The sequence below is a fragment of the Photobacterium obscurum genome, assembly GCF_026191635.1.
Lineage (GTDB): Bacteria > Pseudomonadota > Gammaproteobacteria > Enterobacterales > Vibrionaceae > Photobacterium > Photobacterium obscurum.
This window is the reverse complement of sequence record NZ_JAKRRW010000005.1, coordinates 125,353-138,716: the sequence shown is the minus strand read 5'-3', so window position 1 is coordinate 138,716 and position 13,364 is coordinate 125,353. Positions and strand designations below refer to the sequence as shown.

The window sequence follows — 13,364 nt, the reverse complement described above, 5'->3', positions numbered from 1 at the left end:
GTATAGCTATCGGTCAGTTTTGTTGTTTTCAGGGTGCAAAAGCCCCCAAGACAGTGCCTTGTTAAATCAATTAGGGGGAAATGAGCAGCAGTAGTTGCTGCTCATCACTAGAGGTTATTCGCCCATCTTGACGACGTTGACCCACTTGTTGATCAAGCGCTTACGCTCATCAGAAGAACCATAGGTTTCCATGTCGTAGTTGATGAGAGAAAGTTTTTTCGGATCCAGTGCGTTAGGTGACTGCTCAGCCTTGGTGTTGGTCAGGATCTGGAAGGATTTGCCTTTCTGCCAGGCTAGCTGCTGGCCTTCTTTAGACAGTACCCAGTCAACGAACAGTTTGGCATTGTCCATGTTACGGGCACCTTTGATGATGCTGACCCCACCAATTTCATAGCCGGTACCTTCACATGGCGAAATCAACTCCAATGGTGCCCCTTTGGATTGTTCAAGCGAGTAATCGTGAAGGAACCCGATACCAATGGCAATTTCACCACGGGCAGAGTTGCGCGAAGGGGTAACGCCAGACTTGGTGTATTGGGAGATGTTCTTATCGAGCTTCTTGAAGTAATCGAAGGCCTTGTCTTCGTCCCACAGTTGGATAAAGGTGGCCAGCGCGGTATACGCAGTGCCCGAGCTTTGCGGATCGGCAATCTGGATTTCTTCTTTGTATTCCGGTTTGGTCAGGTCGTTCCAGCAGCGCGGGATCTCCAGGCCTTTCTCGGCAAGACGCTCTTTGTTGACGCCGAAACCTAAGATGCCCATATAAACCGCAGAGGAGTAGTTGCCTTTACGCTTGGCTGGATCGCGGAAGTCGGCCATGATGTTTTCTAGCTGAGGCGACTGGTAGGCATGAAGCAAATCCATTTCGCCTGCCTGTGATTGCGGATCAAGGGTACCGCCATACCAGACATCGGCGCGTGGGTTCTTCTTCTCGGCTTCAATTTTCGCCAGCGTACTGCCTGAGCCATTACGGACGAAAGAGGTTTTCACGTCATACTTTTCAGAAAAAGCCTTGGTTTCCGCTTCGCACATCGCGTTGGTTGCACTGCAGTAAACCACAAGGCGACCGTCAGCCATGACCTGGGGAGCAGCCATTGCCGAACCAAGGATGCAGGCTGCAAGCAAGCTGCGTTTAGTATTTGCTTTCATTATTATTTCCTCTGCTTTTGTTGTGACTCAATGCCAGAGATCGTAGGTAGGATGCATTGAGCTGATTACCGCAACCCTGCGGTAAATTTTTTATTCTTAGCAGCGCGATGGCAGCGAGAGGAACTGTGGGCAACTCGCTTGCGTGTTAGGTCGCCGTGGCGACGGAGCGCTGTTGTGCTTTAACAAAAGGCAGGATCAGCAGGCCGATAGACGCGGCGGCCAAGGTGATGACGCTGAAGAAGCCTTCCCAGCTAAATTGTTCAATAATCAGAGATACCGGATAACTGGCCATTGCCGCACCAAGGTAGCCAAACAGGCCGACAAATCCGGTTGCGGTGCCTGCTACATCTTTGTGTGAACATTCCGCTGCCGCCATCCCAATCATCATTTGCGGGCCAAAAACAAAGAAGCCAACCGCAAAGAAACAGCCTGACAGCACGGCAAAACTGTCCATCGGGGTAAGCCATAGCGCGGCGACCGAGATAAAAATGCCGAGGGCAAAAATCAGGTTCATTGGAGCCCGGTTGCCGTGAAAGAAGCGGTCTGAGCCCCAGCCGCCAAACAGCGATCCCAGGAAGCCGCCAACCTCGAACATTGAGACCGCCGTATTTGCCGTGAGCAAATCAAAGCCATGGCGTTCGGTTAAATACAGGTTGCCCCAGTCATTGACGGCAATTCGGACCACATACACCAGAAAATACGAGCTACACAGCAGCCAGATATATTTGTTGCCGATGACATAGGTTTTCAGAATTTGCCGAAACGACAGTCCGCGGCCTTCCTGCTCCTGCAGTAGCTCCAGTTCATCGTTGCGCCACTGTCCGACGGTTGGCAACCCCATAGTGGTCGGCTTGTCGCGCATGTGGAAACACAGTAGGATCCCGACGGCAATTCCGACACCGCCGGGAATGATGAAACCATAGCGCCAGCCCCAGGCTACGGTGGCAAAGCCAATAAGCAGCGGAACCAAAGCGCCACCCAAGTTGTGACAGGTGTTCCAGATTGACCACCAGAACCCACGTTCGGAACGCGAATACCAGGTGGTAAGCAATTTGGCACACGGCGGCCAGCCCCAGCCCTGAAAAAAGGCATTGAATGTCCACAATACCGCGAACACCGCCAGCGACGAGCTCAAGCCAAAACAGATGTTGATCACACCAGTGGCAATCAAGCCCAGCCCCATAAAATAGCTTGGGTTGGACTGGTCACTCACCATGCCGGAGACGAACTTCGAAACTCCGTAGGTGATATAGAATAGGGTGCCGAGAAAACCAATGTCTGAATGCGTCAAGCCAAGGTCTGCCAACATGGCAGGCATGGCGAAGTTCAGGCTTTTTCGGGTGAAGTAAAAAACGCCATAACCGATATACATCGAAAACATCAAATGCAATCGCCAGTGTTTGTAGGTGGCGTCAATTTGTTGTTTATCCGATATGGTTTGCGCTGGTTGTTCTGATGTCAGAAAACCCATCATGGCGGCGCTATCTCCCTATTGCTGAATCGATAGTACGTAAAGGGTTACGGAAATGAATGAGACAGGTTTTTAAATCACTAGGAAAATTTCCTATATTGGTTCGGTTGTTGTTATTTTTGTGGGCAAGTTAACAATAAAGCGGGTGCCTTTGCCGTTGCGAATGTCAGACTGAATCGAGAGGTTTCCCCCCAAGGCGCTCACCCGTTCTTCTATGCCTTTTAGCCCCTGCCCCTTGGTACGCCAGCCGTCCGGCAGGCCACAGCCGTTATCGCGAAGTTCTAGGCTGAACATAGTGCCCGGCATTAGGCTGAGCTGTACCTCGGTGGCTTGTGAGTGCTTGCTCACATTGTTCAGAAGCTCTTGCACAATGCGGTACAGGGTGACGGCTGTGATGTCGTCCAATTTATGGTTAGCAATACCGATATTGAGCTGGAAGTCTATCTGGCGTTCGGCAAATTTCATTTCTTGCGCCAGCTGGCGCAGGGCATTTTCTAACCCCAGTTCATCGAGGATCTGAGGACGAAGCTGGGTAAGTAGCTGCCGGGTCGCGCCATGGATACGCATAGAAAGCGAATGAATGGTTTCGGCAATGTTTTTGGTGTTGTCTTCCTGGGTAGTGCGATCGGCCAGCATAGCCTGAATTTGGATCGCGGTAATGTTCTGGCCGATTTCGTCGTGCAGCTCCCGCGCGACAGATTTGCGGATATCTTCTTCAACCATAACCAGCTGACGGGCGAGATTTTGCTTATTGTTGAGTTCGTGAGCCAGCTCTTGGTTGACTTGTTGTAATCGCTGCGCCAGTAGATACTGGCGGCTGATGGCAATCCCCAGCCCTAATCCAACTAGCGCCTGGGTGGTAATGAATATCTTCAATTCCTGATCGCTCGAAAACGAGCCTGAGATCTGCCGAGCGGTGGTTAGCAAAATACTGTTCATCACGGCGGCCAGCACACCACCTTGCCAACCGTAGCGGTAGGCCATAAAGATGTTGGGCAGTAGCATGATCAACAGAACCAGCGGCTCCATCTGTTCGATAAAGGTGAGCTCGGCAGCAAGGCCTATCGAGAAGAAAGCAATGGTCCAAAGTAGCGCCGAAGGCCGGATAGTGATCTCTTGGTGGATCAGCGTTGGGCTCAGTGGTTCCCAGATTTTTTGGTTGAGGTAATCGTAGAGTAAGTAGAAAAACGGGCTAAGTAGGATCCCTCCGGTAATTGCCGTAATGGTGCCTGAGAATGCATAGCTAGCAGGCAGCTCCAAAGGTTTGCTGAGAAGTAGTATCATTGCTCCGACAGCGGCTCCGTGTACTAACACTAGCCCGATCACGGCTAGTAGTCGTTGCCAGTAGGCGGCGAGCCGTTGCCAGATACCGGCGAAGGGGATCGCTAGGAAGTAACTCACAAATGGACAGAGTAATAGCAGCATGTTGTGTTGCTCGCCGTTTAATAGCCAGAGCAGCCAGCCACAGATGGCCAGTTCGCTGACTAAGAAAAGTTTCCAAAATCGGCGAGGTGTAAGTACCAAAACTGCTAGCTTGAGTCCGGTGGGCAAGAAAAGTCCGGCAAGCAGCAAATCGGGTGATAGATAGCTGCTGATACTCCAGAGGCAGAACCAGCTAATGCTGAAAATGACGATGCTAAAGGCGAATGAAAAATAATGACCGGCGCTGTGGGGTTTACTTTTCATTACTCAACCAAGAGCTTGTGTTGCAGGGCAAAGCGGATAAGGTCTACGTTATTGGACAGGCCGAGTTTGCCGAGAATATTGGCCCGATGGACATGAATGGTTTTGTGGCTAATGGCCAGCTCGACGCCGACTTCTTTCACATCTTTCCCCCTGATGAGGTGGTTGAAGACCTCGCGTTCCCGCTTGGTCAGTTCGTCGAGGACTTTCGGCTCGGCAGGGGCATTACTGAGATTGAACAAGGCGTCGGCACAGAGATAGCGATCTCCCTGGGCGACGGTACGAATCGCGGTAACGAGCTCGCCCGGTCCGCAACGTTTGGATAAATACCCACAGGCGCCAGCCTCGATGGCCTTGCTGACAAAAGAAGCCGAGTCATAAATGCTCAAGATAATGGCACGAAAGCTGGGATTGGCTTTGCGGAGTCGTTCTAACAGGACAAGCCCGCTTTCGTCAGGCATCGAAATATCAATGACCGCGACATCGACGGTTGAGCGTGAAAGAGCGGAAAACGCCTCTTTGGCCGAGCTGTACTCACCACAAACTTCAAGATCTTGCTCAACGTTAAGTAACTGGGCAAAGCCCGAGCGCACCATAATGTGGTCATCGACCAAGGCGACAGAAATCATTATCACATCCTTTTTTGCAGACCGAGTGTATTCAATCCAGTCACAATACGCTGTGATGATAATCGCTAAATGATATTTCTTATACCCTACTTAGATCTCAAAAAACAAATTGCATCATTGTTTTTTTATGCTTCGCAGAAGTGATTTGTGCCCTTATCGATATTTTTGTCATGCGCTGTATTGAGGTTGGCGTTTACCCTCCTTGTTGCTAGGTGCTTCTAGGTTAACGTGTTGGCTGTGGTTTTCTGTCTATACCGATCATTGTAAATAATGAAGAGGTGAATAGTAAGATAAATCCGTCCTTTGTTAATTCAGAGGCTTTTATTTTTGCTTTTTTAAGCCTCGTATCACATTCATCAAGAACCATGAAAATAAAATTTATATTATCACTTTCAAGGTAAGGCATGTTTGTATTCTCTAAAATGTTTAGCTTAAAGTTATTTGAGAATTGTGTACATAACCTCTCGAATTCATTAAAAGAGATCGGATCTTTATAATTCATGATACTGTTATTCCTTAATTTGTGAGAAGTGTTGAATTTATCTAGGCTTCAATGAGGTTATCGCATCATGATAATTATAGAATGCTTCAATGTTTGTCACTCTTTTGCTATAACAGATTTCTTGGTTATTGTTAATACTTATTATTGCTGGTGTTGATAGGCCTCTAAATGCTCCGGAATCGATGCTAACGCCATAATCATCAGTGAAGTTGGTATTACGGAAGAAACTGGCAGTTTGAATATAATCTAAACCTTCTCTTTCACAAAATTCTCGCATTGATAAAGGTAGATCTGCTGACACACACAGAAAAATAATATTGCTGTTCTTGGCTGCAATAAGGTTGAAATCTCTAATTGATTGTGCGCACTCTGGTATATGAATGGATAAGAATATATTTAAAATTATATTCTTTCCGTTTAAGTCATCGAGAGATAAGTCTGCAATATTTTTATCTGCTAATGTAAAGAAAGGTGCAGTATCACCGACAAAAGGGAGCTCTCTAGAAGTATTCAAGGGTTCACCTCTATAAAATACTGTAGACATTAATTCTCTCATGTGACTTTTTCGTAGTTTGGGCTAGAAATTTCAAAGTTTAGGAGATTCAATATGTATTGAAACTCCCTGGTATTTCTAAGTGCTGTAGTGAAAACCGTTGGTTGAGCTCGGTATGTTGCCATTAATGCGAATTCGAGATTGTTATCATGTATATCTTCACACATGAATACCGCAATAACACAGGATTTTACGTTATCATCATCAATGTTGAGCTCTAAAAGTGCACTTATACTGATCAGCTTTCTTAATCGAGACTGTCTTTCGAAAAATGACATTTTATGTCCATATTAAACGTTACTGTTATTTTCTACTTGTTACATGCTCTTCTATTAACTGCATCACCGACAAGATAAAGTAGCTCTTTAAATTCATTGGACTTCTTAATTGTTTTTACAAATATTGGATCTCGTAATGACATGGTTTTCATTAGTTCTATTTCAAGAGACCCAGATTCTATTATGTCATCATAATTGATAACAATTGTAGCAATGCTCACTTTTACAATATCGGAGTTGAGATCAAGATTTAACTTCTTTGAGATATCCAATAATTCACGATATCTTTGTTTTATTTGATATTGACGTAAGCATTGTTTCAAATTGTTGTCGTCGAATGTAACACCCATACATTTTAGTTCTTCAATCGTAGTCATCAAACTGTTCATTCTACACCTCTTGTTCGTAAGTAAATTGATTAATATTTATAGATGAACTTATTCTTATAGTGGCATGTTGTTATTTATTATGTTTGATAAATCATAGTGATGGTTTTTGGTTTAATTGAGATGTTGAACTATTTAAAACAGGAATTTTGATACTTTATTACTAATACCATAATCTGACTTTGTGTTGGTTTTACTTGTGAATGGCATGACTCTATTTTGAGTTCCATCCAATTTTATTGTCAGCTCATTACCTCCGTTAAGTTGAATTTTATAACCAGTTATCACGGTTTGAGTCATGCCATTCACGTCAAAGTAATCTTCAATATTTTTAAATCCTGTGACTTGTTGCAACTGCAATCCATCGTTAAAGAAAAATGAGATATTTAGCTGTTTTGATTTATTTTTAAGTATGTCACAGATGTAAGGAGCTGAATCAATATTAAATACAATCATTATGAAACCTATTGTTAACCTATAGAAATTATTTGTGAAATCTATCACCTTTTTGTGTTTATCTGGTCTAACCATTGACATTTTTTTGTAACGAAGATCACGCTATGTATGGTTTTTTATACACTATGGTGTTGAAATTAATGCAATTTATTTACGTAAATTATGTTACATTCAATAGCTATAATCATTTGTGCAAACTGCTTGATTTTACTCACTTTACTTGTTTTATGGTGTCATAAAAGTTGCATAATATATTCAAGATATTGTGTTTTTGACCAAAAAATTATTCTGCGACGTCATTCCTCCTTCTCTGATCTACTGTGTTTTCTGATTACGCTTAAATGAACACTATCGAATTATCATAACTTTTGCGCCTTCTCGTTACGTTGTCACACTTAAGTGGTTGATTTTAATAAGTGTGAACTCAGTGGCAGTTGTTTTTTGATCTATCTCAACTAGGTATGGCATTACCCCCTAAGGGGTATGCTTAGTCTAAAAAATAAGCATAAATTGGTAGTAGCCCCACAAATTATGTGTGTAAGTGGCCAGCTCACATTTTGCTTAATCCTGCTATCTATCTGTTTTATCGAGCGGTGCCATTTACAAATACTCAAATTCGGGGCGGTATGACGCCTTTTGGGAGGGCTGAAAATGAATGATTACCATGTTTGTAGTTTGGTTGTGTATACATCGGCCGGGCAGACTGAATTTGTTAAGAAAGCCATTGAAAACCTGAAAGGGGCTGAAGTACCTGTAAGCAATGAAGTCGGAAAGATGGTGGTGGTACTAGAAGGCGATAGTAGAGACGGGTTGGTAGAACGCTTCGATAAAATCAAAAACCTACCCGGCGTTATAACTGTCACTTTGGTGTATCACCAAATGGATGAAAAATCTGAGCTTAAGGAAGCGTAACATGACACTCAGTAGACGTAGTTTCTTAAAGGCTAATGCTGCTGCGGCGGCGGCAACAGCTGCAGGCCTAACCTTGCCTGTTTCTGTTGCCCAGGCAGCTGGTGAAGATAAAAATGTTAAGTGGGATAAGGCGCCATGTCGTTTTTGCGGCACAGGTTGTAGCGTGTTAGTCGGTACTCAAAATGGCCGGGTAGTCGCTTCGCAGGGTGACCCGGATGCGCCGGTTAATAAAGGCTTAAACTGTATCAAAGGGTATTTTCTGCCCAAGATCATGTACGGCAAGGATCGCCTGACCCAGCCATTGTTGCGTAAAACTGATGGGGTTTATGATAAAGAGGGTGAGTTCACTCCGGTAAGCTGGGACGAAGCTTTCGATGTTATGGCGGATAAATTCAAGCAGGCATTGAAAGAGAAGGGGCCAACTTCTGTCGGGATGTTTGGTTCGGGCCAGTGGACCGTATGGGAAGGCTATGCGGCTGCCAAGCTATATAAGGCCGGTTTCCGCTCGAACAATATCGATCCTAATGCTCGCCACTGTATGGCCTCGGCGGTCGTCGGTTTCGGCCGTACCTTCGGTATGGATGAGCCAATGGGCAGCTATGATGATCTGGAGCATGCTGATGCCTTTGTGCTATGGGGCTCGAATATGGCGGAGATGCACCCTATTTTGTGGACGCGTCTTACCGACCGCCGGTTATCTTCCGATAAAGTGAAGGTCGCGGTGCTTTCTACGTTTAGCCACCGTAGCTATGAACTGGCCGACAACCCGATTATTTTCACCCCGCAAACCGATCTGGCAATCCTCAACTTTATCGCTCATTACATCATTTCCAATAATAAGGTGAACAAGGACTTTATGGATAAGCACGTCAATATCCGTAAAGGAGAAACTGATATTGGCTATGGCTTGCGCCCTACTCACCCACTGGAAAAAGCGGCTAAGAATCCGGGCAGTAAGAAGTCTTCACCGATGAGCTTTGAGGATTACGCTAAGTTTGTCTCGACCTATACCGCGGAATATACCTCTGAGTTGTCGGGAGTGCCGGTCGACCAGCTCAATGAGTTGGCCGAAATGTATGCCGATCCCGACGTTAAAGTAGTTTCCTACTGGACCATGGGATTTAACCAGCATACTCGTGGTGTCTGGGCCAATAACTTGGTTTACAACATTCATCTATTAACCGGGAAGATCTCTAAACCCGGCTGCGGTCCATTTTCGTTGACAGGGCAGCCTTCGGCTTGTGGTACAGCTCGTGAAGTCGGCACCTTTGCTCACCGCCTGCCTGCAGATATGGTGGTCATGAACCCCAAACACCGGGAAATGTGCGAGACCAAGTGGAATATACCGGCCGGTACGATTCCGCCGAAGCCTGGCTATCATGCAGTTTTGCAGGATCGGATGCTAAAAGATCGCAAACTCAACGCTTACTGGGTGATGTGTAACAACAATATGCAGGCCGGGCCGAACATCAATGAAGAACGCTTGCCCGGCTACCGCGACCCGGAAAACTTTATCGTCACTTCCGATCCGTACCCAACGGTAACAGCTATGGCGTCGGACTTGATCCTGCCAACCGCAATGTGGGTTGAAAAGGAAGGTGCCTACGGTAATGCAGAGCGTCGTACCCAGTTCTGGCGCCAGCAAATTTCGCCGCCAGGCGAAGCAAAATCCGATCTCTGGCAGCTGATGGAGTTCTCCAAGCGCTTTAAGGTCGAGGAAGTCTGGCCGCAGGAGCTGATTGCCAAGAAACCGGAGCTGAAAGGCAAAACACTGTTCGAAGTGCTGTTCAAGAACGGCAATGTCGATAAATTCGGCCTTGATGAGTTAGCTGCTGATCAGCTAAACGACGAATCGCGTGACTTTGGCTTTTATGTCCAGAAGGGGCTGTTTGAGGAATACGCCTACTTTGGCCGTGGTCATGCCCATGATTTGGCTCCGTTTGATATGTACCACCAGTCTCGAGGACTACGTTGGCCAGTGGTGGATGGCAAGGAAACCGTGTGGCGTTATTCCGAAGGGTATGACCCTTATGTAAATAAAGGGGAAGAGTTCGCCTTCTACGGTAAGCCGGACAAGAAAGCGGTGATCTTTGCCTTGCCATATGAGCCGCCTGCGGAATCGCCGGATGAAGAATACGATCTCTGGTTGTCGACTGGTCGGGTACTTGAACACTGGCATACTGGCTCGATGACCCGTCGTGTGCCTGAGCTCTACCGTTCGTTCCCCGATGCTGTGGTTTATATGCATCCGCTCGATGCGAAGAAACGCGGTTTGCGCCGGGGGGATGCGGTCAAGTTGGTATCACGCCGTGGGGAAGTGTTGAGTCACATCGAAACCCGCGGCCGGAACAGAGTACCGCAGGGGTTGGTGTTCATGCCATTCTTTGATGCCGGGCAGCTCACCAATAAGCTAACGCTGGATGCAACGGATCCGCTTTCGAAAGAAACCGACTTCAAGAAATGTGCGGTGAAAGTGGTTAAAGCCTAATACCAATCTGGATAAGTAGATGGTCAATTTTCATGAGGGTAAATTGCAAAGTACAAGGCGGTAATTGCAGTAACTAGTGGTTCTAATTACAAAATTTCCAACGCAGTAATTGGTAATTTTAGCCATGAAAAACGATTAGATACTTATTTTGATTGGTATAAATAACGGATACAGAACGATGAAGACTCCGCGCTTTAGAACTTCTGACAGTCGACGGCGTTTCTTGCGAGACGCCATGCGGACTGCCGTCGGTGTTGGTGCCGCTGCCACGGTATTGGGTTTGCAGTCAAGGCAGAGCCAGGCCGATGTCGGTGTGCCGATCCGCCCGCCGGGGGCATTGAACGAGCCTGATTTCCTTCAGGCATGCCTTCGCTGTGGCCTGTGTGTACAGGCCTGTCCCTATGACACCTTGAAACTGGCGACGCTCGTTTCGCCGGTAGCGACCGGAACGCCGTATTTTTCGGCCCGGGATATACCGTGTGAGATGTGTGAAGACATTCCCTGTGTCGTGGCGTGTCCAAGTGGTGCCCTTGACTCTGCATTGCAGGTCATTGATGACGCAAGAATGGGCACCGCGGTGCTGATTGACCATGAAACCTGTCTCAACTGGCTGGGCTTGCGTTGTGATGTCTGCCATCGGGTGTGCCCGTTGATTGACGAAGCAATCACTCTGGAGCCGATCCGTAACCAGCGTACCGGCTACCACGCCAAGTTTATCCCAACCGTACATTCTGACGCCTGTACTGGTTGCGGTAAGTGTGAACAAGCCTGCGTGCTGGAAGAGGCGGCTATCAAGGTGATTCCGACGGCACTGGCCAAAGGGCAGATGGGGCTGCATTACCGGTTAGGGTGGGAGGAAAAAGCTCGACAAGGTGAAAGCCTGATCTCTGACGATCTGACGCTGCCTGTCCGTACACCTGGTGGTTCAGGAGGAGGTCAGTAATGGCAAAACGTTTTGTGAAAAACCGTGCCAAAGATGCCGGCAAAGCTGCAGTTAAGACTCTGGGCTGGTGGAAAGCCCATCGTTTCTTGCTGCTGCGTCGTAGTTGTCAGTTGTTGATCATCGGTTTGTTTATGCTGGGTCCGACGCTTGGTGTCCTGCGGGGCAACCTGTCGTCTAGCACCCTGTTCGATACCATCCCGATGACCGATCCGCTGATCTTGCTGCAAACATTGGCGGCAGGCCATCTGCCTGAGCTCACAGCCCTACTGGGCGCACTGATTGTGGTGGTGTTTTATGCCGTCATTGGACCGCGTGTATTTTGCGGCTGGGTTTGCCCGTTGAATATGGTAACGGATGCCGCAGCGTGGCTGAGGCGCAAATTGGGGCTGAAGGTCAGTTATAAGTGGTCTCCCCGCTTGCGTTACTGGCTGCTGCCGGTGTTGCTGCTGGGTAGTGCGGTTTCAGGCTCAGTACTGTGGAGTTGGATTGACCCGGTTGCTGCATTACATCGCGGGTTGATCTTCGGCATGGGGGCGAGCTGGATCCTGATTGCATTGGTGTTTGTGCTGGATTTGCTGTTGGTTGAGCACGGTTGGTGTGGCCATTTATGCCCGCTGGGGGCGACTTACGGGGTGATTGGCCGTAAGAGCTTGCTTCGGGTAACGGCAACGAATCGTGAGGCATGCAACAAGTGTATGGATTGCTTCAACGTATGCCCCGAGCCAGAAATTTTGCGACAACCGCTGAAAGAAGGTGATCGTCGGGTAATGAGCCAGGACTGTATCAGTTGTGGACGCTGCATCGATGTCTGTTCCGAAAGGGTATTGGAATTTAAAACAAGAATTGGAGCCAAATATGAAGGGTAAGTTTGTTGTGTCTGCACTGCTTGCAGCATTTGTTAGCGTAGCGGCATTCGCTGAGGTTACCTCGCTACGCGGCGATCAGGGAATTGGCGAAAGCAATGAGGTGGTGGCGATTAAGCAAGTGCCGAAAAAGCAGGATCGTCTGGCACTTGATTATGTCAATCAGCCGCCGTTAATTCCGCACTCCACCGATCAGGTACAGCTTAATCCGAGCAACAATGGATGCTTGGAGTGCCATGATGTGGACAAGTACCGTAAGTCGGGCGCACCGCGTGTCAGCCCAACCCATTACATGGATCGTGACAACAAGATGTTGGGGGATGTAGCCCCACGTCGTTACTTCTGCCTGCAGTGCCATGTTACACAGGTCGATGCAACACCGTTGGTTGAAAATACCTTTCAGCCTGCTGGTAAATTTGGCCAATAGGAGGTTGTATGGGAATTAAGCTACCCGGCTTTATTCAGCGCTTCTGGAGCTGGTTTAGAAAACCGAGCCATTTTGCTATCGGTAGTATATTGACGGTAGGTATTGTGATGGGGATTGTTTTCTGGGGCGGTTTCAATACCGCGATGGAAATGAGTAACCAGGAAGATTTCTGTATCAGCTGTCATGAGATGGAGAATAATGTTTACCAGGAGTATGTCGGTACTATTCACTACAACAATCGCAGTGGTGTGCGGGCAACTTGTCCGGATTGCCATGTGCCGAAAGAGTGGGTGCCGAAGATGGTACGTAAGATTCAGGCAAGCAAAGAACTGTACGCCAAGGCATTTGGCATCGTCGATACACCCAAGAAGTTTGAAGAACACCGGTTTGAGATGGCCTCTCGCGAATGGGAGAGGATGAAGGCCAATGATTCGCAGGAATGTCGTAACTGCCATAACTTCGAATATATGGACTTCACTACCCAGAAGCCGGTTGCCTCCAAGATCCATAATGATGCAGAAGACGAAGGTAAAACCTGTATCGACTGCCATAAAGGGATTGCGCACCAACTTCCAAAGGGACACAAGATCGAAAAAGCTATCTAGCCTTGCTTGGATTCACCTT

Annotated in this window: 14 protein-coding genes; 6 read left to right on the top strand and 8 right to left on the bottom strand. The window is 47.4% G+C overall.

Annotated features, from left to right (window positions below; translation table 11 throughout):
• Nucleotides 1-114 precede the first annotated feature (114 nt).
• The 8 genes from MD588_RS08655 to MD588_RS08620 form a co-directional block, all read right to left on the bottom strand.
• On the bottom strand, nucleotides 115-1,149 hold the full coding sequence (locus tag MD588_RS08655) for an ABC transporter substrate-binding protein (protein WP_265696701.1): 1,035 nt from the start codon (nucleotides 1,147-1,149) through the stop codon (nucleotides 115-117).
• Between the two features lie 145 nt (nucleotides 1,150-1,294).
• Nucleotides 1,295-2,623 carry an MFS transporter gene (gene uhpC, locus MD588_RS08650; RefSeq protein ID WP_265696700.1) on the bottom strand — a complete coding sequence of 443 codons (1,329 nt, stop codon included), beginning with the start codon at nucleotides 2,621-2,623 and terminating at the stop codon, nucleotides 1,295-1,297.
• Between the two features lie 90 nt (nucleotides 2,624-2,713).
• Nucleotides 2,714-4,306, bottom strand: a complete 1,593-nt coding sequence (gene uhpB / locus MD588_RS08645; RefSeq protein ID WP_265696699.1) for a signal transduction histidine-protein kinase/phosphatase UhpB — start codon at nucleotides 4,304-4,306, stop codon at nucleotides 2,714-2,716.
• Nucleotides 4,306-4,932 carry a response regulator gene (locus MD588_RS08640; protein ID WP_265696698.1) on the bottom strand — a complete coding sequence of 209 codons (627 nt, stop codon included), beginning with the start codon at nucleotides 4,930-4,932 and terminating at the stop codon, nucleotides 4,306-4,308. The genes uhpB and MD588_RS08640 overlap by 1 nt, the downstream gene beginning before the upstream one ends.
• A gap of 223 nt (nucleotides 4,933-5,155) precedes the next feature.
• On the bottom strand, nucleotides 5,156-5,434 hold the full coding sequence (locus MD588_RS08635; RefSeq protein WP_265696697.1) for a hypothetical protein: 279 nt from the start codon (nucleotides 5,432-5,434) through the stop codon (nucleotides 5,156-5,158).
• Nucleotides 5,435-5,471: 37 nt separating this feature from the next.
• Nucleotides 5,472-5,990: a thiol peroxidase gene (gene tpx, locus MD588_RS08630; protein WP_265696696.1), complete on the bottom strand. Its 519-nt coding sequence runs from the start codon at nucleotides 5,988-5,990 to the stop codon at nucleotides 5,472-5,474.
• A gap of 307 nt (nucleotides 5,991-6,297) precedes the next feature.
• Nucleotides 6,298-6,642, bottom strand: a complete 345-nt coding sequence (locus MD588_RS08625) for a hypothetical protein (protein ID WP_265696695.1) — start codon at nucleotides 6,640-6,642, stop codon at nucleotides 6,298-6,300.
• 144 nt (nucleotides 6,643-6,786) lie between these two features.
• Nucleotides 6,787-7,107, bottom strand: coding sequence for a hypothetical protein (locus tag MD588_RS08620; protein ID WP_265696693.1), 321 nt, complete (start codon nucleotides 7,105-7,107; stop codon nucleotides 6,787-6,789).
• A 651-nt stretch (nucleotides 7,108-7,758) separates the two neighbouring features.
• Here MD588_RS08620 and MD588_RS08615 point away from each other — a divergent pair.
• The 6 genes from MD588_RS08615 to napC all read left to right on the top strand — a co-directional run bounded on the left by MD588_RS08615 (nucleotide 7,759) and on the right by napC (nucleotide 13,345).
• Complete coding sequence (locus MD588_RS08615) at nucleotides 7,759-8,019, top strand: chaperone NapD (protein WP_265696692.1); 261 nt, start codon at nucleotides 7,759-7,761, stop codon at nucleotides 8,017-8,019.
• A 1-nt stretch (nucleotide 8,020) separates the two neighbouring features.
• A complete protein-coding gene (napA, locus tag MD588_RS08610; protein ID WP_265696691.1) occupies nucleotides 8,021-10,507 on the top strand; it encodes a nitrate reductase catalytic subunit NapA in 2,487 nt (828 codons plus the stop codon).
• A gap of 178 nt (nucleotides 10,508-10,685) precedes the next feature.
• Nucleotides 10,686-11,450 (top strand): ferredoxin-type protein NapG, encoded by a 765-nt coding sequence (gene napG / locus MD588_RS08605; protein ID WP_265696690.1) that lies wholly within the window; start codon nucleotides 10,686-10,688, stop codon nucleotides 11,448-11,450.
• A complete protein-coding gene (gene napH / locus MD588_RS08600; RefSeq protein WP_265696689.1) occupies nucleotides 11,450-12,316 on the top strand; it encodes a quinol dehydrogenase ferredoxin subunit NapH in 867 nt (288 codons plus the stop codon). Before napG ends, napH begins: the two co-directional genes overlap by 1 nt.
• Nucleotides 12,306-12,740: a nitrate reductase cytochrome c-type subunit gene (locus MD588_RS08595; RefSeq protein WP_265696688.1), complete on the top strand. Its 435-nt coding sequence runs from the start codon at nucleotides 12,306-12,308 to the stop codon at nucleotides 12,738-12,740. The genes napH and MD588_RS08595 overlap by 11 nt, the downstream gene beginning before the upstream one ends.
• A 14-nt stretch (nucleotides 12,741-12,754) precedes the next feature.
• Nucleotides 12,755-13,345 carry a cytochrome c-type protein NapC gene (napC, locus tag MD588_RS08590; protein WP_265696932.1) on the top strand — a complete coding sequence of 197 codons (591 nt, stop codon included), beginning with the start codon at nucleotides 12,755-12,757 and terminating at the stop codon, nucleotides 13,343-13,345.
• Nucleotides 13,346-13,364 lie beyond the last annotated feature (19 nt).

Bases quoted from the DNA above. Each gene is read 5' to 3' on its own strand.
- napG (WP_265696690.1), top strand. From the start codon at position 10,686: ATGAAGACTCCGCGCTTTAGAACTTCTGACAGTCGACGGCGTTTCTTG.
- napH (WP_265696689.1), top strand. From the start codon at position 11,450: ATGGCAAAACGTTTTGTGAAAAACCGTGCCAAAGATGCCGGCAAAGCT.
- MD588_RS08625 (WP_265696695.1), bottom strand. From the start codon at position 6,642: ATGACTACGATTGAAGAACTAAAATGTATGGGTGTTACATTCGACGAC.
- napA (WP_265696691.1), top strand. From the start codon at position 8,021: ATGACACTCAGTAGACGTAGTTTCTTAAAGGCTAATGCTGCTGCGGCG.
- uhpB (WP_265696699.1), bottom strand. From the start codon at position 4,306: ATGAAAAGTAAACCCCACAGCGCCGGTCATTATTTTTCATTCGCCTTT.
- MD588_RS08595 (WP_265696688.1), top strand. From the start codon at position 12,306: ATGAAGGGTAAGTTTGTTGTGTCTGCACTGCTTGCAGCATTTGTTAGC.
- tpx (WP_265696696.1), bottom strand. From the start codon at position 5,990: ATGAGAGAATTAATGTCTACAGTATTTTATAGAGGTGAACCCTTGAAT.
- MD588_RS08620 (WP_265696693.1), bottom strand. From the start codon at position 7,107: ATGATTGTATTTAATATTGATTCAGCTCCTTACATCTGTGACATACTT.
- uhpC (WP_265696700.1), bottom strand. From the start codon at position 2,623: ATGATGGGTTTTCTGACATCAGAACAACCAGCGCAAACCATATCGGAT.
- MD588_RS08640 (WP_265696698.1), bottom strand. From the start codon at position 4,932: ATGATTTCTGTCGCCTTGGTCGATGACCACATTATGGTGCGCTCGGGC.
- MD588_RS08635 (WP_265696697.1), bottom strand. From the start codon at position 5,434: ATGAATTATAAAGATCCGATCTCTTTTAATGAATTCGAGAGGTTATGT.
- MD588_RS08655 (WP_265696701.1), bottom strand. From the start codon at position 1,149: ATGAAAGCAAATACTAAACGCAGCTTGCTTGCAGCCTGCATCCTTGGT.
- MD588_RS08615 (WP_265696692.1), top strand. From the start codon at position 7,759: ATGAATGATTACCATGTTTGTAGTTTGGTTGTGTATACATCGGCCGGG.